General features: G+C 61.5%; 20 protein-coding genes. 2 read left to right on the forward strand and 18 right to left on the reverse strand.

Annotated elements, in window-relative coordinates:
- The first annotated feature begins 230 nt into the window (after positions 1–230).
- Positions 231–389: a hypothetical protein gene (locus H3V53_RS02760; protein ID WP_336596618.1), complete on the forward strand. Its 159-nt coding sequence runs from the start codon at positions 231–233 to the stop codon at positions 387–389.
- Positions 390–662: 273 nt separating this feature from the next.
- Here H3V53_RS02760 and H3V53_RS02765 read toward each other — a convergent pair whose 3' ends face one another.
- The 3 genes from H3V53_RS02765 to hemE form a co-directional block, all read right to left on the reverse strand.
- Complete coding sequence (locus tag H3V53_RS02765; protein ID WP_336596619.1) at positions 663–2,087, reverse strand: YeiH family protein; 1,425 nt, start codon at positions 2,085–2,087, stop codon at positions 663–665.
- A 173-nt stretch (positions 2,088–2,260) separates the two neighbouring features.
- Entirely contained in the window at positions 2,261–4,576 is a 2,316-nt protein-coding gene (locus H3V53_RS02770) for a primosomal protein N' (protein WP_336596620.1), read from the reverse strand.
- A gap of 440 nt (positions 4,577–5,016) precedes the next feature.
- Positions 5,017–6,120 (reverse strand): uroporphyrinogen decarboxylase, encoded by a 1,104-nt coding sequence (gene hemE, locus H3V53_RS02775; RefSeq protein WP_336596621.1) that lies wholly within the window; start codon positions 6,118–6,120, stop codon positions 5,017–5,019.
- A gap of 179 nt (positions 6,121–6,299) precedes the next feature.
- On the opposite strand from hemE, the gene H3V53_RS02780 reads away from it, so the two are divergent.
- On the forward strand, positions 6,300–7,082 hold the full coding sequence (locus H3V53_RS02780) for a transporter substrate-binding domain-containing protein (protein WP_336596622.1): 783 nt from the start codon (positions 6,300–6,302) through the stop codon (positions 7,080–7,082).
- 785 nt (positions 7,083–7,867) lie between these two features.
- On the opposite strand, the gene H3V53_RS02785 is transcribed toward H3V53_RS02780, so the two are convergent.
- The 15 genes from H3V53_RS02785 to mnmG form a co-directional block, all read right to left on the reverse strand.
- Entirely contained in the window at positions 7,868–9,598 is a 1,731-nt protein-coding gene (locus H3V53_RS02785) for an AMP-binding protein (RefSeq protein ID WP_336596623.1), read from the reverse strand.
- Positions 9,599–9,806: 208 nt separating this feature from the next.
- Positions 9,807–10,232, reverse strand: coding sequence for a F0F1 ATP synthase subunit epsilon (locus tag H3V53_RS02790; protein ID WP_336596624.1), 426 nt, complete (start codon positions 10,230–10,232; stop codon positions 9,807–9,809).
- Positions 10,233–10,388: 156 nt separating this feature from the next.
- Positions 10,389–11,783 carry a F0F1 ATP synthase subunit beta gene (gene atpD / locus H3V53_RS02795; protein ID WP_054918193.1) on the reverse strand — a complete coding sequence of 465 codons (1,395 nt, stop codon included), beginning with the start codon at positions 11,781–11,783 and terminating at the stop codon, positions 10,389–10,391.
- Between the two features lie 91 nt (positions 11,784–11,874).
- A complete protein-coding gene (gene atpG / locus H3V53_RS02800; protein WP_336596625.1) occupies positions 11,875–12,765 on the reverse strand; it encodes a F0F1 ATP synthase subunit gamma in 891 nt (296 codons plus the stop codon).
- 89 nt (positions 12,766–12,854) lie between these two features.
- Complete coding sequence (gene atpA / locus H3V53_RS02805; protein ID WP_054918188.1) at positions 12,855–14,396, reverse strand: F0F1 ATP synthase subunit alpha; 1,542 nt, start codon at positions 14,394–14,396, stop codon at positions 12,855–12,857.
- Positions 14,397–14,454: 58 nt separating this feature from the next.
- Positions 14,455–14,994, reverse strand: coding sequence for a F0F1 ATP synthase subunit delta (locus H3V53_RS02810; RefSeq protein ID WP_336596626.1), 540 nt, complete (start codon positions 14,992–14,994; stop codon positions 14,455–14,457).
- Positions 14,995–14,996: 2 nt separating this feature from the next.
- Positions 14,997–15,467 (reverse strand): F0F1 ATP synthase subunit B, encoded by a 471-nt coding sequence (locus tag H3V53_RS02815; protein WP_012402379.1) that lies wholly within the window; start codon positions 15,465–15,467, stop codon positions 14,997–14,999.
- A gap of 138 nt (positions 15,468–15,605) precedes the next feature.
- Positions 15,606–15,875, reverse strand: coding sequence for a F0F1 ATP synthase subunit C (gene atpE, locus H3V53_RS02820; protein ID WP_007180033.1), 270 nt, complete (start codon positions 15,873–15,875; stop codon positions 15,606–15,608).
- Positions 15,876–15,959: 84 nt separating this feature from the next.
- A complete protein-coding gene (atpB, locus tag H3V53_RS02825; RefSeq protein ID WP_336596627.1) occupies positions 15,960–16,811 on the reverse strand; it encodes a F0F1 ATP synthase subunit A in 852 nt (283 codons plus the stop codon).
- A 156-nt stretch (positions 16,812–16,967) separates the two neighbouring features.
- Positions 16,968–17,513 carry an ATP synthase subunit I gene (locus H3V53_RS02830; RefSeq protein ID WP_336596628.1) on the reverse strand — a complete coding sequence of 182 codons (546 nt, stop codon included), beginning with the start codon at positions 17,511–17,513 and terminating at the stop codon, positions 16,968–16,970.
- A 281-nt stretch (positions 17,514–17,794) separates the two neighbouring features.
- Entirely contained in the window at positions 17,795–18,943 is a 1,149-nt protein-coding gene (locus tag H3V53_RS02835) for an SLC13 family permease (protein WP_336596629.1), read from the reverse strand.
- Positions 18,944–18,955: 12 nt separating this feature from the next.
- Positions 18,956–19,846 carry a ParB/RepB/Spo0J family partition protein gene (locus H3V53_RS02840; protein ID WP_336596630.1) on the reverse strand — a complete coding sequence of 297 codons (891 nt, stop codon included), beginning with the start codon at positions 19,844–19,846 and terminating at the stop codon, positions 18,956–18,958.
- A gap of 38 nt (positions 19,847–19,884) precedes the next feature.
- Positions 19,885–20,655: an AAA family ATPase gene (locus H3V53_RS02845; RefSeq protein WP_054918179.1), complete on the reverse strand. Its 771-nt coding sequence runs from the start codon at positions 20,653–20,655 to the stop codon at positions 19,885–19,887.
- A gap of 48 nt (positions 20,656–20,703) precedes the next feature.
- Complete coding sequence (rsmG, locus tag H3V53_RS02850; RefSeq protein ID WP_336596631.1) at positions 20,704–21,381, reverse strand: 16S rRNA (guanine(527)-N(7))-methyltransferase RsmG; 678 nt, start codon at positions 21,379–21,381, stop codon at positions 20,704–20,706.
- A complete protein-coding gene (gene mnmG / locus H3V53_RS02855) occupies positions 21,378–23,336 on the reverse strand; it encodes a tRNA uridine-5-carboxymethylaminomethyl(34) synthesis enzyme MnmG (protein WP_336596632.1) in 1,959 nt (652 codons plus the stop codon). Before mnmG ends, rsmG begins: the two co-directional genes overlap by 4 nt.
- Positions 23,337–23,432: the final 96 nt, after the last annotated feature.

The raw sequence follows: 23,432 nt of genomic DNA on the forward strand, positions 1-23,432 counted from the left end.
GTGCAACCAATTCCATGAAACGGTTGCACCCTTATGAAAGCCTTGTCGTATAAGGGCTTGCGGCAAACGTGCACCGTCTGGATGCGCGCGGTTGCGCTCGGTGTTTTCCCTGGATCGCGATATTTTTGCAGAACCCTTATTGAAATCGAAATGCGGCCGTTATACCGGCCATGAAGTGCGCTTTGACGCACGGTACGGGGTAAGAAGGCCCGCTATAACGAGGTGACCAAATGGAAAAATGGATCGTGGTGATGGGGATCTGGATGATGTTCGCGACCTGCATGGTGCTGTTCATCCGGGGGGCAACGGGCGTGTCGCGCACCGAGCCGGTACCCGTCGAAGCGCACGACGACGAGCGCGAGATGAACATCGAGTCGCTGCGCGGCTGAGCGTGCCGCCTTCAGGCGGATACGTTCAACGCAGCGGCAAGAGAAGCGGCAAGAAGCGAGGGCAGCAGTCGCGCGGCGCGACGAGCTGATCATGAACGACGCACAAACGGCTGTCCGCGACGCTGGCGCCGAATCCCGAACTGAACACTGCGAGGCCCGGAATGCTCTGCTCAAGTGAATGCCGATCGTCGGCGCGAAACCGGCAATCGGCGCAGCAAGGCAAGCGCACATCGGGCTGCGCGCTGGTGGTCTCGTCGAGAACGGCGGGCGCGCTCACGAGCCTTGTCCCAGGCTATTCCAATAGGCTGCGAACACGTGCGCGGACAGCGCGTAGCCGATCGCGATATTGACGGCGACGCCCACCGTGAACGCGATGAACGGCTTCACGCCCGTTGCCGCGAGGGAGCGGAAGCGCGTTGTCAGCCCGATGCTGAAGAAGCAGAAGATGAACGCCCACGTGCGCAGCGCGGTGATCGGCGCGACGAATTCGGGCGTGACCACCTTGCGGTAATCGGCGAGCGTGTAGTGGCTGGCGACCCACGTCACCAGCGCCGACGCGATCACGAAGCCGATCACGAACTTCGGAAAGCGCGCCCAGATCTCGCGCGCATCGGCTTTCGCAGCGACGCCGCTATTGTCCGATTCCCAGCGCGTCGTCGCGACGATCGCGAGCAGGAACGCCCAGATGCCGATCCAGATATCGCGGCCCACCACCTTCATCAGCGTGAACGCCTGCAGCGACGCCTCCGGTGCGCCCGCAATCGCGCCGCCCGCGTGCTTCGCAAAGTCCCCGTAGGCTTGCGCCGCGGCGATACCGGCGGCGTCGGCGAATTCCGATGTGCCGATCCATGCGCCCGCGACGGCCGTCGATAAACCGAGCGAGCGCGACGCGAACGGCAGCACGAAAATCATCACGATCGCCCACAAGATGACGAGCGTGATCGCCACCGACGCGTGCTCGCGCTTCGCGCGCACGGCGCCCGCAATCGCAATCGCCGCCGACACGCCGCACACCGCGCCGCCCACGCCGAGCACGGCCGCAAAGCGCTTGTCGAGGCCGAGCGCTCTCGCCGCGACGAAGATCACGAAGAACGTGACGAGAGAGACGATCGTCGCCTGTCCGACCGCGACGGGGCCCGCCCAGACCAGCAGCGTGAACGGCAGCGTCGCGCCGAGCAGCACGATGCCGACCTTGATGTAAAACTCGACGCGCAATCCCGCCGAGAACCACTCGGGCAGCGTGAACACGTTCGAAATCAGCAGACCGAGCGCCAGTGCGACGAGCGGCGGCTCGAGGTTGTACTTCGATGCGTTGACCCACGCGCCCACCTCGAAAATCAGCAGCGACACGACGAATAGAATGGCGAACGACGCCAGGAAGTGTGTGATCCGCTGCTTCAGCACGGACAGGCTGATGCCGAACAGCGCGGCGAACACGACGAAGAGCGCGACGTAGTTGGGCGCGTGCTTTGCCAGGTCGCGGCCAGCCGCGCCGAGATCCGACCATTTGGCGGGCGCCGTCGCGAGCCATTTGATGCTGCTCCCCGAAGCAAACAGCGCCCACGCCACGACGATCACCAGCAAGCCGACCCATACGGCCCACCAGTCTTCCGTCGAAAAAAGTCCGCCGCCGCCTGTCGTTTGCGTGCGGCGCGAAGGCTGCGCGCCCGCCGGCAAGGTGTGTCTCGTATCGCTCATCGCAATGCCCGGTCTTGAGTTGGCGGCGCACGCGCTATCGATTTGTTGTGAAACATGCGCCGATTCGGCGAAATATAGTCGAGCTATAGACGGAAACGAAACGACCTTTCGTTTGATCGATATGACTTAAAGGGATTTGCGCGCAAATACGCGCGAGAAGGCGGCGCGGCGGCTCAGATGTCGAGCGGATCGACTTCGATGCTCCAGCGCAGCACGCCTTTGAGCGTACGGAGCGCCGGTTGCCATGCGCGCAACGTCGCCTGCAGCGCCGCTCGCGACGCGCTTTCGACGAGCAGTTGCGCGCGATGCACGTGCATCACCTTGACGATGGTGAGCGGCACGGCGTCGTACACGGTGACGCGGCTGGCCGCGGGAATCTCCGTAAGCAACGCCGCGGCCTGCTGCAGGAAGGCGAGCGCGGCGTCCAGCGTGCGGCCTTCGGCGCGCAGCATCGCCTGATAGACGAACGGCGGCAAGTGCGCATCGCGGCGCTCAGCGAGCGTCGAGTTGGCGAAACCGACGTAATCGTGACGGGCGAGCGCGTGATATAGCGCATGGGTCGGATAGCGCGTCTGCACCAGCACTTCGCCCGGCAGACCGGCGCGCCCCGCCCGGCCGCTGACCTGCATAAGCTGCGCGAAAAGCCGCTCGCTCGCGCGGAAATCGTGCGAAAAGAGCGCCGTGTCCGCGTTCAGGACGCCCACCAGCGAGACGCGCCGGAAGTCGTGTCCCTTCGCGATCATCTGCGTGCCGACGAGAATATCGACCTCGCCCGCATGCACATCCGAAAACAGCGCCTGCGCGCTGCCCTTGCGGCGCGTGCTGTCGGCATCGATGCGCAGCACCCGCGCGCCCGGCACGGCGCCCGCCAGCGCTTCCTCGACACGTTGCGTGCCGCGTCCGAGCGGCGCGATATCGACGTTGCCGCACTCCGGGCACGAGCGCGGAATGCGCGATTCCCAGCCGCAATGGTGGCAGCGCAGCGCGCGCTCCGGCTTGTGCAGCACCACATACGCGCTGCAACGCGGGCAGCCCGCGACCCAGCCGCATGCGTCGCAGGCCAGTTGCGGCGCGTAGCCGCGCCGGTTCAGAAACACGAGGCTCTGCTCGCCGCGCTCGAGGCGCGTCTTCAGCGCCGCGATCAACAGGCCCGACAGCCCTTCCACCGATGCGCGGCCGCGCCGCCGCTCGTCCTCGAGATCGACGAGTCGCACCGTGGGCAGCGCGGCGTCGGCGACAGCGCGGCGCGACAGCGTGAGCCGCCCGTAGCGCCCCTGATCGACCTGCCACCAGCTTTCGAGTGAAGGCGTGGCCGACCCCAGCACGACAGGCACGCCCAGTTGCTTGGCCCGCCAGATGGCCAGATCCCGCGCCGAATAGCGCAAGCCTTCCTGCTGCTTGTAAGCGGGGTCGTGTTCCTCGTCGACGACGATGATCGACAGATGCGGCAACGACGCCAGCACCGCGAGCCGCGTGCCTAGCACGATGCGCGCGCGGCCGGTGTGCGCGGCGAACCAGTTGTGGGCGCGCTCGCCCTCGGCCAGCCCACTGTGCAGCGTGACGATCGCGGTGTCGTCCATCGACGCAAAGCGCGCGCGAAAGGCCGCCTCGAACTGCGGCGTCAGGTTGATTTCCGGCACGAGGACGAGCGCCTGCGCGTGCGGATTGGCGGCCAGCAATCCCGCCAGCACGCGCAAATAGACTTCCGTCTTGCCGCTTCCCGTCACGCCATGCAGCAGGAACGGCGCGAAGCCCTGCGCGTCCCGTATCGCGTCGACGGCGGCCGCCTGTTCGTCCGTGAGGGTCGGCAGCGGGGTCGCTTGTGCGCTTTCTTGTGCGCTTTCTTGTGCGCTTTCTTGTGCGCTTTCTTGCGGATTTGGGTGCGTGTCGCCCTGCGCCGGGCGCGGCGCGGCAGGGTCGATCACATCGAGCGCGACCCAGCCTTTGGCTTGCCACGCGTCGAGCGTCGCGGAGGCCTTCGGATGGAGCGCGCGGGCATCGACAGCAGACAGCGAGTCGCTTTGCGCCAGCGCTTGCGCGAGACGGCGCAGCGCGCTCGCGCGGGCCGGCAACGCATCCGGCAGCGCCGCGTGGCCCGCGGACAGCAACCGGTAGCGCTCCTCGGGCGCGAACAGGCGCGCCCAACGCGAAGCATCGCGCAACGCCTGCGGCAGCGCCGGCAACGCGACCTCCCCGATGCCGCGCTGATAGTAGTCGGCTGCGAATTGTGCGAGTTGCAGCCAGTTTTCCGGGAGCGGCGGACACGCCGTGCAGACGACGTCCACCGATTTGAGACGGTCGACGGCCACGTCGCTGTGGGCGGTCACTTCCATCACGAGGCCGACGACGTGCCGCTTGCCGAACGGCACGCTGACGAGCATGCCCGGCTTCGGCGCCGACGCGGGGTCGCAGCGGTAGTCGAAAAGCGTCGGCAGCGGATGATCGAGCGCGACGCGAACGTAGGTTGAAGTCAGATCGTTGACCCGCATGAGCGCCGTTCGCGAAGGAAGTTGTTCACAGGCTGGAGGGCGTCGCCAAACTTAAAGTAAAACTTCAAATTCGGCGCTAAGTTTTGAATTTGCTTCGACAATTGCGCCCGGCCTCATTTTCCTGTGGATAACTTTGTTGAGAACTCGCCCCACAAGTCCCGCAGACGGCGTGGATACGGCCTCTTTGTGGGATAGCGCACATTCGTCTTAACAACCCGCAAAGCCTTGATACTTAAGGCGTCGATCAGAATTCCACGTACTTTTCAAGCTGCCGCTGGCGATCCAGCCCTCTACCGCGCCGCAGCGTGACGAATGTGCATAAGTCAAGTCTTGACAACGCGAAGAGCGGCTTTGGACGGCCCGTGGAACGCAATTTTCCCCTCTGGCCGGATGCCCGAGTCGCTGCACTGCAACACAAATGTCACATTTTGCCGCCCGCTTTAAACGGACGGGCGACCGGACCCCGCGCGAATGGCGCGGCTGTGACGATGCACTTCGTCGACCAGTTCGGCGACATGCTCAGGCGGCGTGAACTGCGAGATGCCGTGCCCCAGGTTGAAAACGTGGCCGGGGAAATTGCCGAAGCTGTCCAGTACCGCGCGCGCCTCCATGCGGATCGTGGCGGGCGGCGCGAACAGCACGGACGGATCGATGTTGCCCTGGAGCGCGACCTTCCCGCCGACACGCTCGCGTGCCTTGGCAAGGTTGACTGTCCAGTCGAGACCGACGGCATCGACACCTATGTCCGCAATGTCCTCGAGCCAGAGGCCGCCGCCCTTCGTGAAGGTGATGACGGGCACGCGGTTGCCGTCGTGCTCGCGCTTGAGCTGGCTGACCACCTGCTGGATGTAATGCAGCGAGAAGCGCTGATAAATGCCGTCGGCGAGCGCACCGCCCCACGTGTCGAAGATCATCACGGCCTGCGCGCCCGCTTCGATCTGCGCGTTCAGATATGCCGCGACAGCTTTCGCGTTGACGTCGAGAATGCGATGCATCAGGTCCGGGCGGCCGTACAGCATCGATTTGACGGTGCGGAAGTCGTCCGAGCTGCCGCCTTCGACCATGTAGCACGCGAGCGTCCACGGACTACCGGAAAAACCGATCAGCGGCACGCGCTGGCGCCCTTGCGCGTCGGTCAACGCGATACGGATCTGGCGCACGGCGTTGGTAACGTAGCGCAGCGTGCTGTCGATGTCCGGCACGGCCAGCCGCGCGACATCGTCCTCCGTGCGCACCGGACGCGCGAACCGGGGCCCTTCGCCCACCTGGAAATCGAGGCCGAGCCCCATCGCGTCGGGGACGGTCAGGATGTCCGAGAAAAGAATCGCGGCGTCGAGCGGATAGCGCTCGAGCGGCTGCAGCGTGACTTCCGTGGCGTAGTCGGGGTTCTTCGCGAGCCCAAGAAAACTGCCTGCGCGGCTACGCGTGGCGTTGTACTCCGGCAAATAGCGTCCGGCCTGGCGCATCAGCCAGATCGGCGTGTAGTCAGTGGGCTGGCGCAACAGCGCGCGCAGGAAGGTGTCGTTGAGGAGGTCGTAGGCCACGTTGCTCGCAACTGAAGGCAAAGAGGCATTTTAACCGGTGCGCGCCCGCCGCCGCCTTCGCAATGCTGGCAATTGCGGTTTGTCCTATGCCGTCCGGCCGATGTTCACCGATAGTTGCGCGGGCTATCATCAATCCCGCTGATTCCCACCAAACAACGATAAATGAAGGAGGAGACGTAATGAAAAAGGCTACCTTGGTCGTACTCGGTGCGTTGTGTTGTGCCGGCGCGGTTCAGGCGCAAGATGCCGCACCTGCGCCCGCATCGCGGCTCGACGATGTCCTTGCGCGCGGCACGCTGCGCGCTTGCACGACGGGAGACTACAAGCCGTATTCGTTTTATCGGCAGGACGGGCAGTTCGAAGGCATCGATATCGACATGGCTGAATCGCTCGCCAAGTCGCTCGGCGTGAAGCCGGAGTTCGTGAAGACGTCGTGGTCGAACCTGATGAACGACTTCGTCGCGAAGTGCGACGTCGCCGTGGGTGGCGTATCCACTACGCTGGACCGGCAGAAGCGCGCGTTCTTCACTGACGCGTATCAGATCGACGGAAAATCGCCGATCGTGCGTTGCGACGACAAGAGCAAGTACCAGACGGTGGCTCAGATCGACCAGCCGACCACGCGCGTCATTGTCAACCCGGGCGGCACGAACGAGCGTTTCGCCAAACAGTTCTTTCCACATGCCAACCTCACCGTCTATCCGGACAACGTGACAATCTTCAAGCAGATCCTGGCGGGCAAGGCCGATGTGATGGTCACGGATGCGTCGGAGACGTTGCTTCAGCAGAAGCTGAATCCGGGACTCTGTTCGGTGAACCCGGACAAGCCGTTTCAGTACGGTGAGAAGGCGTGGATGGTGCCTCGCGGAGATGTTGTGTTTCAGCAGTACGTCGACCAGTGGCTGCACCTCGCACGAGCGACAGGCGAATATCAGGCAATTTCTGACAAATGGCTTAAATAGCCGGCATTTGTGACGGCTCGGGCAGTCGCACTTACCGATTTCGATTTGCTACCGCCCGGCAAGGGCTTCCCGCGCACGGGCGTTCGATCAAGCGCTAACAAGTCCGTCCAGGACGGTGGATTTATGTTGCATTGCACCATTGCCGATTTGTACAGCGGACACGCCGCTCAAGGATGTATTGGTGGAATCCGTATGAGCATTGAGCTTCGGGCGTCCAGGGTCGTTGCTGGCTGAAGCCCGTACCGGGGTCGTTTGAGATTAGCGCAGCGCAATATTTATTTCGAACGACCGAGCGGAAGCCGCGAATTTTCACTCAAAAGGTATCGGTAATATTTGCCGGTCGTGTAAACTTTTGAAGCAAAAAATCCCGCCGCGCCTTATCTGGTGGGCGTTACAACCTGAAACACTTTGTTACCGCGCGGGCTAGGTAATTCGCCCACAATGCCTTTCACGGGTTCAGCAAGGATGCGGCCGGGTAATGGTGTCTGTAGACACGGACGGTCGGTCGGCATAGACCGAAGCTCTTTCCAAAGGGGCATCTCTGCTGGAGTCGTGATTGGCGCCCTTTCGCCAGTTTGCGGTTCCTCCAATGGTCTCCTCGCGCTAACCCCGTAGCGTGTGGTTTTTAGCGGGCTCCAGGCCCGCTTTTTTTTTTATCTCGCCAAACGTTTGCGCACCACAGTTCCATGGGCGCGGGCGTGAAAATCTCCTCCCCAAAAGCCAAACGCCGTGTGAACTGCACACGGCGCTTGCGTTTTCGATCGAGGATTACCGCCGCGTAGAGATCAGGCGGTCTTGTCTTCGCTCAGATGTAGTTCGTCGATCATTCGCTCACGCATCACGAATTTCTGCACCTTGCCCGTCACCGTCATCGGCAGTTCGTCGACGAAGCGGATGTACTTCGGAATCTTGTAGTGGGCGATCTGTCCGCGGCAGAAGTCTTGCACCTCTTCCGCCGTCAGATGCTCGCCGCCTCGCAAGACGATCCACGCGCAGATCTCCTCGCCATACCTGGCGTCTGGAACGCCGAACACCTGCACGCTCTGGATCTTCGGGTGGCGGAACAGAAACTCTTCGATCTCGCGCGGATAGATGTTCTCGCCGCCGCGAATCAGCATGTCTTTCAGACGTCCGACGATGTTGCAGTAGCCTTGCGCGTCAATAGTTGCGAGATCGCCCGTGTGCATCCAGCCGTCCACGATACTCTCGCGCGTTTTCTCTTCGTCGCCCCAATAGCCCTTCATCACGGAATACCCGCGCGTGCAGAGCTCGCCCGTTTCGCCGACGGGCACGATGTTGCCAAGCGCGTCGATCACTTTCACTTCCAGATGCGGCTGGATGCGGCCGACTGTAGTCGTCCGTTTGTCCAAGGGATCGGTTGTCGAGCTTTGGAACGACACGGGACTCGTCTCCGTCATTCCGTAGGCGATCGTGATTTCCGCAAGATGCATCTGCGACACGACGCGCTTCATCGTCTCGATCGGACACGGCGACCCGGCCATGATGCCGGTGCGCAGGCGGGTCAGATCGAATGTCGCGAAGTCCGGGTGATCCAGCTCGGCGATGAACATTGTCGGCACGCCGTGCAGCGCCGTGCATTTTTCTTCGGCGACGGCGCGCAGCGTGGCGCCGGGATCGAAGGCTTCGCCGGGGAAGACCATCGCCGCGCCCACCGACACGCAAGTCAGCACAGCCAACACCATTCCGAAGCAGTGATACAGCGGCACCGGAATGCAAAGCGAATCGTGCTCGGTGAGGCGCATCGCCATCGCGATATAGCGAGCGTTGTTCACGACATTGCGGTGCGTCAACGTCGCGCCCTTGGGGTTGCCCGTCGTTCCGCTTGTGAACTGGATATTGATCGGGTCGTTCGCGTCGAGCGTCGCGTCGATGGCGTCGAGCCTTGGCGTGTCGAGCGAAGTACGACCTTGCTCGATAACATCCGAGAACGTGAGCATGCCCGGCGTCTCGGTGTCGCACATGCGGATCACGATGCGCAAGTCCGGCAAGCGCGCGGCCTGCAGATCGCCAGGCGTGGCCGTGCCCAGTTCGGGCGCCAGTTCCTGCAGCATCTGCAGATACATCGACGACTTGAACTTCTCCGCCGAAATAATGGCCTTGCAGCCCACCTTGTTCAGCGCATATTCGAGTTCGGCGAGCCGATATGCCGGGTTGATGTTGACCAGAACGGCGCCGATGCGCGCCGTTGCAAACTGCGTCATCAGCCATTCGACGCGGTTAGGCGACCAGATGCCGACGCGATCGCCCTTCTGAATGCCAAGCGCGAGCAAACCTGACGCCAATACGTCGACTTCTTCTTTGAACTCCTTCCAGGTCCAGCGAATTTCCTGCTCGCGAAACACCACTGCGGGACGGTCCGGAAAGCGTCGAGCGGTGTCGACGAGAAACTGTCCGACCGTCGACTCGCTAAGCGGCACATCGGTTGAACCGCGGACGTACGAGAGGCCGTCTTTCGGTTCGATGAGCGCACCCACGCCTGCAGCTTGCGTTGCCATGGTGTTTGTCTCCAGAGATAAATCGCCGTATTGAAATGAGTTTGCGACCGATTGTGCGCCGGCGTTGCGCCGCGCGGCCATCAAGTCTTACCCGCAGCTTTCTAGCTGCTTCGGGCACCGGTATGATTTTGCTTACCTTTCCGTAAACGTCAAGCAGAAGATAAAAAGAAAGCAGCCGCGTGGGCTGCTTTCGGTGACGCTTTATTTCTTACTGCTGTCCGCGCAGCTTGCGCAGACGCTGGATCGCGGCCAGCTGCGCCGTCGCGTACGCGAGTTCTGCTTGCGCAGTGGCGTACTCGAGGTTCGAGCCGGTGTTCTGCAGCGCTTCTTCTGCGCGCTTGCGAGCCTGCTCGGCCTTCGCTTCGTCGAGATCCTTGCCGCGGATCGCCGTGTCGGCCAGAACCGTCACCGCGCCCGGCTGCACTTCGAGAATGCCGCCGGCGACGAACACGAACTCCTCTTCGCCGCTTTCAGATTCGATGCGCACCGCACCCGGACGAATCCGCGTGATGAGCGGCGTGTGGCCCGGCAGAATGCCGAGCTCGCCCGCTTCGCCCGGGAGCGCAACGAACTTCGCCTGGCCCGAGAAGATTTCCTCTTCCGCGCTGACGACGTCTACCTTGATGGTTGCCATTTATGTCGACTCCTGTCGGCGAGAGTTAGCGCTTTAGCGCGTACTCTCGTCTCATGCAACGCTGGTGAGCGTAGGACGAGGCGCCTGCTTTGCACGACCGCCGTCTTTCGACGGCGACACCGCGCTAGCCGGCGCCCGCTTCGTTACACCCAGCCTTTACTGGATCTTCTTGGCCTTTTCGAAGGCTTCGTCGATCGTGCCGACCATGTAGAACGCCTGCTCCGGCAGGTGATCGCACTCGCCGTCGACGATCATCTTGAAGCCACGGATCGTTTCCTTCAGCGGCACGTACTTGCCCGGCGAGCCCGTGAACACTTCAGCAACGTGGAACGGCTGCGACAGGAAACGCTGGATCTTACGAGCGCGTGCGACCGACAGCTTGTCTTCCGGCGACAGTTCGTCCATGCCCAGAATCGCGATGATGTCGCGCAATTCCTTGTAGCGCTGCAGCGTTTGCTGAACGCGGCGCGTGATCGAGTAGTGCTCTTCGCCGATCACGTGCGGGTCGATCTGACGCGAAGTCGAATCGAGCGGGTCGACTGCCGGGTAGATACCCAGCGAAGCGATGTCACGCGACAGAACGACGGTTGCGTCCAGGTGGCCGAAGGTCGTAGCCGGCGACGGGTCCGTCAAGTCGTCCGCAGGGACGTACACGGCCTGAACCGACGTGATCGAGCCCGTCTTGGTCGACGTAATACGCTCTTGCAGCTTGCCCATTTCTTCAGCCAGAGTAGGCTGATAGCCCACTGCGGAAGGCATACGGCCCAGCAGAGCCGACACTTCCGTACCGGCCAGCGTGAAACGGTAGATGTTGTCGACGAAGAACAGCACGTCGAGGCCTTCGTCACGGAAGTGCTCGGCCATCGTCAGGCCCGTCAGCGCGACGCGCAGACGGTTGCCCGGCGGCTCGTTCATCTGGCCGTACACCAGCGCGACCTTGTCCAGAACGTTCGAGTCCTTCATTTCGTGGTAGAAGTCGTTGCCCTCACGGGTACGTTCGCCCACGCCCGCGAACACGGAGTAACCGCCGTGCTCCTTCGCGATGTTGTTGATGAGCTCCATCATGTTGACGGTCTTGCCCACGCCAGCACCGCCGAACAGGCCCACCTTGCCGCCCTTCGCGAACGGGCAGATCAGGTCGATAACCTTGATACCCGTTTCGAGCAGTTCCGTCGACGGCGACAGTTCGTCGAACGCCGGCGCCTTCTGGTGGATCGAGCGCGTGGTTTCGGCCGCGATCGGGCCGGCTTCGTCGATCGGACGGCCCAGCACGTCCATGATGCGACCGAGCGTCGGCTTGCCGACGGGCACGCTGATCGGCTTCGCGGTGTTCTTCACCATCACGCCGCGACGCAGACCATCCGACGAACCCAGACAGATGGTACGAACCACCCCGTCGCCCAGCTGCTGCTGGACTTCGAGCGTCAGTTCCGAACCTTCGAGAATGAGCGCGTCGTAAACCTTCGGCATGTGTTCACGCGGGAATTCCACGTCGATCACCGCGCCGATGCACTGTACGATCTTGCCTTCTACCAAAGCAGTAGTACTCATCGCTTTTCCTTTAGATACTCAATTCTTCACTCGCGCAACGGCGCATTTCGGTGGACTCGCCAGATGGCGCTTCCGCGTGTCGACGTCAGCGTCAGACTGCTGCGGCGCCACCGACGATTTCCGACAGTTCCTTCGTGATCGCTGCCTGGCGGCTCTTGTTATACGAGAGCTGCAGTTCGTTGATGACCGTCTTCGCGTTGTCCGAAGCGGCCTTCATCGCGACCATGCGTGCAGACTGTTCCGAGGCCATGTTTTCCGCGACGGCCTGATAGACCAGCGCTTCGACATAACGCACCAGCAGTTCGTCGACGACCGTTTGTGCGTCCGGCTCGTAGATGTAGTCCCACGCCGTATTCGGCGTCGGGCTATCCTGCTCGCCTTCCTTGCGCTCGAACTGCTCCGTCGACAACGGCAGCAACTGCTCGATCACCGGCTCCTGCTTCATCGTGTTGATGAAACGGGTGTACGCGAGATACACGGCCGAAACCTTGCCTTCCGAGTACATGTCGAGCTGAACCTTCACCGCGCCGATCAGCTTCTCGAGGTGTGGCGTGTCGCCCAGTTGCACGACGTTAGAAACAGTCTTCGCGCGCAGGCGGTTCAGAAAACCGAGGCCCTTGCTGCCGATAGCCGTTGCCTCGACCGTCTTGCCCTGACCCTCCAGCTCCTTGAACTTCTGGAGCGAAGCACGTAGCACGTTCGTGTTCATGCCGCCGCACAGACCTTTGTCGGTCGTGACGAGGATGAAACCCGTCGACTTCGCGCTTTCGTTCGACACCATGAACGGGTGACGATACTCGGGCGTCGCACTGCTCATGTGCGCAGCGATATCGCGGACCTTGTCGGCGTACGGGCGAGCAGCGCGCATGCGCTCCTGGGCGCGGCGCATCTTCGATGCGGCCACCATCTCCATCGCTTTCGTGATCTTGCGCGTGTTTTGCACGCTCTTGATCTTGCCGCGAATTTCCTTCATTCCAGCCATAGCTTGCTCCTTGATCGAAGCAGCGCAGACGCGCTTGCACGCGCCACGCTGCTTCAAGGTCCGTTTATGCCTTGCGGATCACTCGCGGATCAATAAGCGCCCGACTTCTTGAAGTCCTTGAGTGCGGCGTGCAGCGCGCCCTCGTCGTCCTTCGACAAGTCTTTGTTGTCTTCGATGCGCTTGATCAGGTCAGCATGCTTCGACTTCAGGAATTCGCGCAGGCCCTTTTCGAAGGGCAGAACTTGCGCGACGTCCAGATCGTCGAGGTAGCCGTTGTTCGCTGCGAACAGCGACACCGACAGTTCCCACACTTGCAGCGGCTGATATTGCGGCTGCTTCAGCAGTTCCGTCACGCGGCGGCCGCGCTCGAGCTGCTTGCGGGTGGCTTCGTCGAGGTCCGATGCGAACTGCGCGAACGCAGCCAGCTCGCGGTACTGTGCGAGGTCGGTACGGATACCGCCCGACAGCTTCTTCACGACCTTCGTCTGAGCCGCGCCGCCAACGCGCGACACCGACACGCCAGCGTTAATTGCCGGGCGGATACCTGCGTTGAAGAGGTCGGTTTCCAGAAAGATCTGACCGTCGGTAATCGAGATCACGTTCGTCGGAACGAACGCCGTCACGTCGCCTGCCTGCGTTTCGATGACGGGCAGTGCCGTCAGCGAGCCGCTCTTGCCCTTCACTTCGCCGTTCGTGAATTTCTCGACGTACTCTTCCGAGACGCGAGCAGCACGCTCCAGCAGACGCGAGTGCAGATAGAACACGTCGCCCGGGTAGGCTTCACGGCCCGGCGGACGGCGCAGCAGCAGCGAGATCTGGCGATATGCCCAAGCCTGCTTGGTCAAGTCGTCGTAAACGATCAGCGCGTCCTGGCCGCGGTCGCGGAAGTATTCGCCCATCGTGCAGCCGGCGTACGGTGCCAGGTACTGCATCGCGGCCGACTCCGAAGCCGAAGCGGCGACGACGATCGTGTACGCCATCGCGCCCGTTTCTTCGAGCTTGCGAACCACGTTCACGATCGACGAAGCCTTCTGGCCGATCGCGACGTAGATACAGATCAGGTCCTTGCCCTTCTGGTTGATGATCGCATCGACCGCAACGGCCGTCTTGCCGCACTGGCGGTCGCCGATGATCAGCTCGCGCTGGCCACGGCCGATCGGCACCATCGAGTCGATCGACTTCAGACCCGTTTGCACCGGCTGCGACACCGACTTACGCCAGATCACGCCCGGAGCGATCTTTTCGATCGGGTCCGTCAGCTTTGCGTTGATCGGGCCCTTGCCGTCGATCGGGTTGCCCAGCGCGTCGACCACGCGGCCAACCAGTTCGGGACCGACCGGCACTTCGAGAATGCGGCCCGTCGTCTTGACGATGTCGCCTTCCGAGATGCTTTCGTATTCGCCCAGAATCACCGCGCCGACCGAGTCGCGCTCGAGGTTCAGCGCGAGGCCGTACACGTTGCCCGGGAATTCGAGCATTTCGCCCTGCATCACTTCCGACAGGCCGTGGATGCGCACGATACCGTCGGTCACGGAGATCACGGTGCCCTGGTTGCGAACGTCTGCGCTCGCTTCAAGGCCCTGGATCCGGCTCTTGATCAGCTCGCTGATCTCAGAGGGATTGAGTTGCATTATTCGCTCCTGATAGTCATTTCTGTTGCGTGCCAGCCGCCACAACCACGTGAGGGCTTCAGGCGGTCAGAGCCGTCTGCATGCTGGCGAGCCGCGCGCGGACCGAGGTATCGAGCACTTCGTCGCCGACCGTCACGCGAACGCCGCCGATCAACGACGAGTCCACCTGGACCGTCGGCTTCAGCTTGCGTTTGAATTTGCGTTCGAGGCTTGCGACGAGGTCGTCCAGCTGCGCACCTTCGAGGGGGAATGCGCTGACGATCAGCGCATCGGCCGCACCTTCGCGGGCGTTCTTCAACTCTTCGAACTGCGTGGCGATTTCCGGCAGAAGCGGCAGACGATGATTGTCGACCAGCATCTGAACCAGATTCTTCGCTTGCGCATTGTCCTTGAGCGGCGATTTCACCGCGGCCAGCAGCAGGTCGCTGATCTGTGCACGGCTGATTTTCGGGCTCGAGGCAATCGACAGCACATCGGGCAGACGCGCAACCTGTGCCAGCTCCTGCACGAATTCGGACCAGGCGGCGATGTCACCAGCTTCGGCCACGCCAAACAGCGCTTCTGCGTACGGACGGGCGATGGTTGCAAGTTCGGCCATGATCAGAGCTCGGCTTTGAGTTGATTCAGCAGGTCGGCGTGAGCCGCCTGGTCGACTTCGCGCTTCAGGATCTGCTCGGCACCCTTCACGGCGAGCGCGGCGACTTCGCCACGCAGCGCTTCGCGCGCCTTCACGATCTGCTGATCAGCGTCGGCTTTCGCCTGGGCAATGATGCGAGCGGCTTCGGCTTGCGCCTGCGCCTTGATTTCGTCGGCGACCGCGACGGCACGCTTTTCGGCGTCAGCGATGCGTTGCTGGCCTTCGTTGCGTGCCTGGGAGAGTTCCTGGTCGACGCGCTTGTGCGCGGCTTCGAGTTCCAGCTTGCCCTTTTCAGCGGCCGAGAGACCGTCGGCGATCTTCTTCGAGCGCTCGTCGAGGGCGTTGATCAGCGGCGGCCACACGAACTTCATCGTGAACCACGCGAGGATCAGGAACACGACCATTTGCGCAAACAGGGTTGCGTTGAGATTCACGGTGTTTCCTTAAACGTTGCTTGTTCGGAGGAGGAAACGGCAAGGCGCTCATCGATTCAGTGCTCGATCAGCGCCTTAGTGCCCGTTCCGCTTTGCGCCCTCATCAGTTATAGATCAGGCGCGCACTTCCGAGGAACCTCAGCCTGCCAGCTTCGACAGCAGCGGGTTCGCGAACGCAAACAGCATTGCCACACCAACGCCAATCAGGAACGCCGCATCGATCAGACCAGCCAGCAGGAACATCTTGGTTTGCAGCGGGTTCATCAGTTCCGGCTGGCGAGCGCATGCTTCGATGTACTTGCCACCCATCAGACCGATACCGATACAGGCGCCGATTGCACCCAGGCCGATGATGATGCCGATACCGATGGCGGTCAGACCCTGGATGTTGGCGATGAAAGCTTGCATGATCACTCCTTGTGAAAAGTCTTTTTGGAACTGGGATTTAAAAAACTACGATTCTGAAACTCTGATTCTTTGGCGACGCGCCGGTTAGTGAGCGTCGTGTGCCTGGCCGATGTACACCAGCGTCAGCATCATGAAAATGAACGCCTGCAGCAGAACGATCAGGATGTGGAAGATCGCCCACACGCTGCCTGCGATCACGTGGCCGATGAAGCCAAGCACCGTCGTGTCCGCACCGAAGTTCCAGATGCTCCCGAGCAGGGCAATCAGCAGGAACAACAGCTCGCCCGCGTACATGTTGCCGAACAGCCGCATGCCGAGGGAAACCGTCTTCGCGACGAACTCGATGATGTTCAGTGCAAGGTTCGGGATCCACAGCAGCGGATGCGCGCCGAACGGAGCGGACAGCAGCTCGTGCACGAAGCCGCCTGCGCCCTTGATCTTGAAGTTGTAGTAAATCATCAGCACGAACACGCCGAGCGCGATGCCGAGCGTGCCGTTCAGGTCGGCCGTCGGCACGATGCGGTGGTGCGAGATGACTTCGGACAGACCCAGCCAGCCGATCACGCGGCCCGGTAGGTCGACGGGGAGAAAGTCGAGCGAGTTCATCAGCGCGACCCAGACGAACACGGTCAGCGCGAGCGGCGCGATGAAAGCGCGGTTGCCGTGGATCATCGACTTCGATTGATCCTCGACCATTTCGACCAGCATTTCGACTGCGCACTGGAAGCGGCCCGGCACGCCGGACGTCGCCTTACGCGCAGCGAGACGCAGGATCAGGATGGTGACGAGACCGCACACGATCGACCAGAAGAGCGTATCGAGATTCCAGACGTGGATATCGAAGATCGACGTCTGATGAGCGGTGGAAAAATTCTGCAAGTGGTGCGCAATGTACTCGGACGGGTCCAGAGCGCGCGTTCCTTCGCTAGCTGCCATATCGTTAATGCCACCCAAATTGTCGAAAATTTTTCCGGGCCGCTCCCGCCGCAATGCTGTATTGCGGGAACACGCCAGCGCGGGCTTCTGTCAAACCCGCGCGCCTCGTGCTGACGTCACGTTGCTCATGCACGTGTCAGCGATGTCTCGTTTGCTTCACCGCCAGGCGAGCGCGACCCAGTACGTCTTGAGAGCGATGAGATAAGTCACGAGCAGCGGAATCCACCGCACGTCGTGATACCAGAATGCGACGGCAATAAACATCGCAATCGTTGTCCCCATCTTGAGCGCTTCGCCGATCATCCAGCTCATCACCGTTTCGGCGCCGCTCAACTTCTTAAGACGTGCCGCGAACAACGCGCTCGGCACCCAGCAAATCGCTCCCCCCAGGAACGCGGACAGCGCAGCATCGCCCGGCGGCTTGTAGAACAGCCACCACAACAGCGTCGCACCCAGGGACAAAACCATTTGCGCAATCACGACCTTGAGCGGTGTAACGCGCGATGGACGACTCACCTGCGGACCGAACAGCTTTTCAGCTTCAGCCCGCGTGAGCGGAACGATATTGTTATCTTGCTGCTCGGCATCCCACGCTTCGTCATGCGTTGCGCGCTGGTGACCCGGCGCTTGCGAACCGATGCGCTCTTCGCGGTGTTCGTCGTGCCGTTGCTGCGGCGTTTGGTTCGACGTTTTGACCGCCATCGCAGTGTTCCGCAAAGTCCTGTTTCAGCCCGCGAGCTTTCGCGCCGCTTACGGGGGTGCCTAGCAAATAAATCCGGGCGATTGTAAGCGATAGTTGCAGCCAATTCAAGACTTTAGCCCGACCAATAACCACCGTGAAACGGCGCTTCATGATGCGGGAAAACCCCGTTTTCAGCGCACCGGACGGCAAATGTAAGGCAGTCGCGGCCGGACAGGAACCGCGTCGCGCGATGCGCCGTGACGGCGGTTCTGGATGCTCATTTTCCGCGCGCGCACAAGTGTCAAAAATGCAACAGCAACCATCCGCCGACCGCGCCGCCGACCACCCAGAACGGGACCGAAAAGAGATGAAACTGCATCCACATTCCGCGCTGTCCTGAAAGCCTCATTGCAATGAGATTGGCCAGCGAACCGATCGCAAATCCGAATCCGCCGACACTCACTCCGAACGCCAACGCACGCCAGTCTTTCGAAAACTCAGCGAGCATGATCGCGGCTGGGACATTGCTGATGAATTGCGACAGTACTGCGCCTGCGGCATAGGCGCGCAGCGGCGTGGTGAGATGCAATTGGCCAACTGCGTTGTGTACCCAGGGCAATGCCGCGACGCTTCTTAAGACAATGAACATGAACACGAAGATCAACAGCAAAAGCCAATCGATCTTCAGGACAATTCGCGGACGCCAGAAGATAAATCCCAAGCCGACGCCGATCAGTCCGATCCCAGCTCGGTGGGCATCTGCGAGCAGGACGAACGCCACGAACAGTATCGCGGCGACACCCAGCAGCGGACGATCGACGGGGTGCGGCTCCGTGTCGCCCGACAGGTCCAACGGGATAGGCCTGAACGCAACTGCCGCGAGGGCGTACATCATCGCCATCAGCGCCAGGCACAACGGCGCAAGCGCCAGCACAAAGCCGCCGAACGATACGCCGCTCGTCTGCCACAGAAACAGGTTTTGAGGATTGCCGAGCGGCGTGAGGATCGATCCTGCATTGACCGCTATGGCAATGAAAATCACAAGGCGCTTGAGCGGCAGCGGCGTCAATTCGTTCAGCGACAAGGCGAGCGGCACGACAACGAACAATGCGACGTCGTTGGTGAGCAACGTCGACAGCGCCGCGGCGAGCGCGATCAACAACCAGGCGAGCCCGCGCTGCGAATGAATCCGGTGGACCACACGATGCGCGAGCCACATCAGGAATCCTGAATATTCGACAGCCTTCGTCAGGATCAGCAGCCCAGCGAGGGTCAGCACGGTTTGCCAGTCGACCAGCGAAGGCAAAGACTTCCACGGTCGCGGATGGAAAATCTGCAGCACGATCAACGCAGCGACGAGCACGGAAAGCACCGGCTCCTTCGCTACGTAGTGGATGATCGTGAGCAGCAGGCCTCGAGTTGGCTTGATGGCGTGTTCAGCAGTCGGCATCGGAAAGGCGTTTTACGATGCCGTCGCGTTGCCGCGCAACCGCGCAAGTATGCCTTCGAGCGCGTCAAGGTCGCCGAAATCGACGAGCACCTGCCCTCGTCCGCGACGTCCCAGCTTGATCTTTACCGTGGCGGCAAGCAGATCGGACAGTTCCTCTTCGAGCCGCCGCGTATCCCTGCCGCCGTCGTTGTTGGCCTTCGCCTTCACGGCGGGAGCGGCCTTAGTCGTTGCCGTAACCAGCTTTTCGGTTTCACGAACCGACATCCGCTTGTTGACCACCTGGTTCGCCAGCGTAATCTGCGTAGCGGCGTCGACGGCCAGCAATGCGCGTGCGTGGCCCATGTCCAGATCGCCGGCGAGCAGCATCGTCTGCACGGGCGAAGCGAGGTTTAGCAAACGAAGCAGGTTCGATACCGCGCTGCGCGACCGTCCAACCGATTCGGCTGCCTGTTCATGCGTGAAGCTGAATTCATCCAGCAGACGCTGGATGCCTTGCGCCTCTTCGAGCGGGTTCAGGTCTTCCCGCTGGATGTTCTCGATAAGCGCCATAGCGGCCGCCGCCTGATCAGGCACGTCACGGACCAGCACCGGCACTTCGTCGAGGCCCGCCAGGCGGGCGGCGCGAAAACGGCGCTCGCCCGCGATGATTTCAAACTTCTCCGGCGAAATGGGACGCACCAGAATCGGCTGCATCAGACCCTGCGAGCGAATGCTGGCCGCCAATTCCTGCAGCGCACCTTCGTCCATTCGCGTGCGTGGCTGATATTTGCCCGCCTGCATCTTGTCGAGCGGCAGCGTATGCGGCGCGCCGTTGATCTTCACCGCTTCCGTGATGTCCGCGCTTCCGCCAAGCAGTGCTTCCAGTCCCCTGCCCAGCCCCTTCTTCCGTGCTACTGCGTTCATCGTGGTTCCTCGGTCCGCTTTGGATGATTGGCGCTGCGTCATAGCGCTCGCACCCGTTCGATCATTTCCTGGCCGAACTGCACATAAGCCTGCGCGCCACGCGATGCGCGGTCGAACACGACGCCCGGCAGTCCGTAGCTCGGTGCCTCGGCCAGCCGCACGTTCCGCGGAATGACGACATCGAACACCTTGTCGCCAAAATGCTCCTTCAATTGTTCCGAAACCTGCTGCTGCAGCGTGATGCGCGGATCGAACATGACGCGCAGCAAGCCGATGACCTTCAGATCGCGATTGAGGTTCGCGTGAACCTGCTTGATGGTATTGACGAGGTCCGACAAGCCTTCGAGCGCGAAGTATTCGCACTGCATCGGGATGACGACGCCATGCGCGGCGCACAGGCCGTTCAGCGTCAATAGCGACAGCGCGGGCGGACAATCGATCAGCACGAAATCGTAGTCCTGGACGACGTGCGCAAGCGCCTCTTTCAGTTGACGCTCACGATTGTCCATGCTGACGAGTTCAACCTCGGCGCCGGCCAGTTCTCGGTTGGCGGGCAATACGTCATACGAAACAGCCTCCGACTTCACGCGTGCATCCGCCACCGACACGCCGTCGACCAGCACTTCGTACACAGTGTTTTCGCAAGCCGCCTTGTCGACACCGCTGCCCATCGTAGCGTTGCCTTGTGGGTCGAGATCGATGAGCAGGACCCGTTGTCCCTGCGATGCGAGGCTCGCGGCGAGATTGACCGCGGTTGTCGTTTTGCCGACTCCACCCTTCTGGTTCGCAACGCAGAAGATTTTTGCCATCTTTTAGGTGTCCCTTTGCAGCCTGTTTAATGAGATTTCGATCGAGCTTCAGTCTACGGTGACCTCGACCAGATGCCGCTCGGCGTCCAGCGACGGCACCTTTAGACGGATCACCTGCTTCACCCGTGCATCGCGCGGCAAACGCTCGATTTCCCCATCCGGTCGCACGCCCTTCATCGCCCAGATCGCGCCGTTTTCCGCGACGAGGTGACGGGCCAGTGTAACGAAATCCGCGAGTTCTGCGAATGCGCGCGAGACGATCACATCGAACTTTCCTGATACTTCGACGCCCGGCCGCAGATTCTCGACACGGCCGGTCACCACCGCGAGGTTCGCGAGGCCCAGCTCGGCCTTTGCTTGCGACTGAAACGCGGATTTTTTCTGGACGATATCGTTGACGGTCACGGACCATTCGGGGAATACGATCGCCAGCACGATGCCGGGCAGCCCCCCGCCCGAGCCGACATCCAGCACCGACGCCGCGCCGGATCGAGCGAGATGCGGAACGATCGAAAGTGAATCCAGAATGTGCTGAATCAGCATTTGCCTCGGATCGCGAATCGCCGTCAGGTTGTAGACGGCATTCCACTTTGCCAGCAATGCAACATAGTCGAGTAGCTTGTCATGCTGATCGCCGTTCAAAGCGATGCCGAGGTCGCGGACGCCCTCCCCCAGCAATTCAGCCAGCGACTCGCGAGTAGGCATCGTGTTCGGACGGGCCGTCATTGAGCCACCGGCGAGTTGTCCGCGCCCGTATCGACAGGCTTTTGCCCGCGACGGCCGAGACCGCGCTTGAGGTGAACCATCAGCAACGAGATTGCCGCCGGCGTGATGCCAGAAATACGCGACGCTTGACCGATCGTTTCAGGCCGGAACTGTGTCAGCTTCTGGCGCGCCTCGAACGACAAGCCGCGAACTTCCGCGTAATCGAGATTCTCGGGCAGCCGCGTACTCTCGTGCGCTTCGTTGCGCTCGATTTCACCGGCCTGACGCTCGATATAGCCTTGGTATTTAACGCCGATCTCGATCTGTTCCTTGATCTGGGCAAGCAGCACTTCATCGCCGGCCAGTGGCTCTGCAGGGCCGCATGCGCCTTCCCGCAATCCGCAGACACCGTCGTACGAAACACCCGGGCGGCGCAGCAGGTCCGCGAGGCTATATTCGTGATCGATAGGTTTGCCCAACAGCGCGGTGGCTTCGTCAGACGAAAGCGTCTTCGGATTGACCCAAGTCGTTCGCAGGCGCTCTGTTTCACGTGAAACAGCGTCGCGTTTGCGGCTGAAAGCGTCCCAGCGCACATCGTCGACAACGCCCAACTCACGTCCGATCTCCGTCAGCCGCATGTCCGCGTTGTCTTCGCGGAGGCTAAGACGATACTCCGCGCGACTGGTGAACATGCGATACGGTTCAGAGACGCCGCGCGTCACGAGATCATCAACCAGCACACCCAGATAGGCCTGATCGCGACGCGGGCACCACGCTTCCTTACCCTGAACGAACAAACCGGCGTTAATGCCGGCCAGCAACCCTTGGGCCGCGGCCTCTTCGTAGCCCGTCGTACCGTTGATTTGGCCCGCGAAGAACAGTCCATTGATTACCTTCGTTTCCAGCGAAGCCTTCAGGCCGCGCGGATCAAAGTAGTCGTACTCGATTGCGTAGCCGGGACGCAATATGTGCGCGTGCTCAAGGCCGACCATCGAACGCACCAGTTCGAGCTGAACGTCGAAAGGAAGGCTCGTCGAGATGCCGTTCGGATAGAACTCATTCGTTGTCAGCCCTTCCGGCTCGAGGAAGATCTGATGCGACTCTTTTGACGCAAATCGATGGATTTTGTCCTCGATTGACGGGCAATAACGTGGGCCCACGCCCTCGATGACGCCCGTGTACATGGGCGAGCGATCCAATCCGCCCCGAATGATCTCGTGCGTCTGCGAATTCGTATGCGTGACCCAGCACGGCACCTGACGCGGATGCTGTTCGACGCGCCCGAGGAATGAGAAGACGGGAATCGGATCGAGATCGCCCGGTTGCTCTTCAAGTTTGGAGAAATCGATCGTGCGCCCGTCGATACGCGGCGGCGTACCCGTCTTCAGGCGTCCTTGAGGCAACTTCAGTTCCTTGAGCCGCGCTGACAATGAGACAGCAGCCGGATCGCCCGCGCGTCCGCCCGTGTAGTTGTTGAGGCCGACGTGGATCTTCCCGTCAAGGAAGGTTCCAGCCGTCAACACAACCGCCCGCGAGCGGAAACGGACGCCAACTTGCGTCACCGCACCGACGACCTTGTCGCCTTCCACGATCAAATCGTCGACCGATTGCTGGAAAAGCCAAAGATTCGGCTGATTCTCCAAGCGACGACGGATCGCCGCTTTGTACAGCACGCGGTCAGCTTGCGCACGGGTCGCCCGGACTGCGGGGCCTTTGGACGAATTGAGGATGCGGAACTGGATACCGCCTTCGTCAGTGGCCGCCGCCATGGCGCCGCCGAGCGCATCAACTTCTTTGACCAGATGCCCCTTGCCAATACCGCCAATCGACGGGTTGCAGCTCATCTGGCCGAGGGTTTCGATGTTATGCGTGAGCAAAAGCGTTTTGTTGCCCATGCGCGCGGACGCCAATGCGGCCTCCGTGCCGGCATGACCGCCGCCGACGACGATTACGTCAAATTCTGTGGGATAAAGCATCGCGGATCTCACGCCGGAGCTCCGCGTGAGCCTAAAGAAAATTGTATGGGCGAAATTATAGCGGGTTCGCTTTTGGCCCGAATTCCGTCCAGACGG

The organism is Paraburkholderia bengalensis, from assembly GCF_037126505.1.
GTDB classification, from domain to species: Bacteria; Pseudomonadota; Gammaproteobacteria; order Burkholderiales; family Burkholderiaceae; genus Paraburkholderia; species Paraburkholderia bengalensis.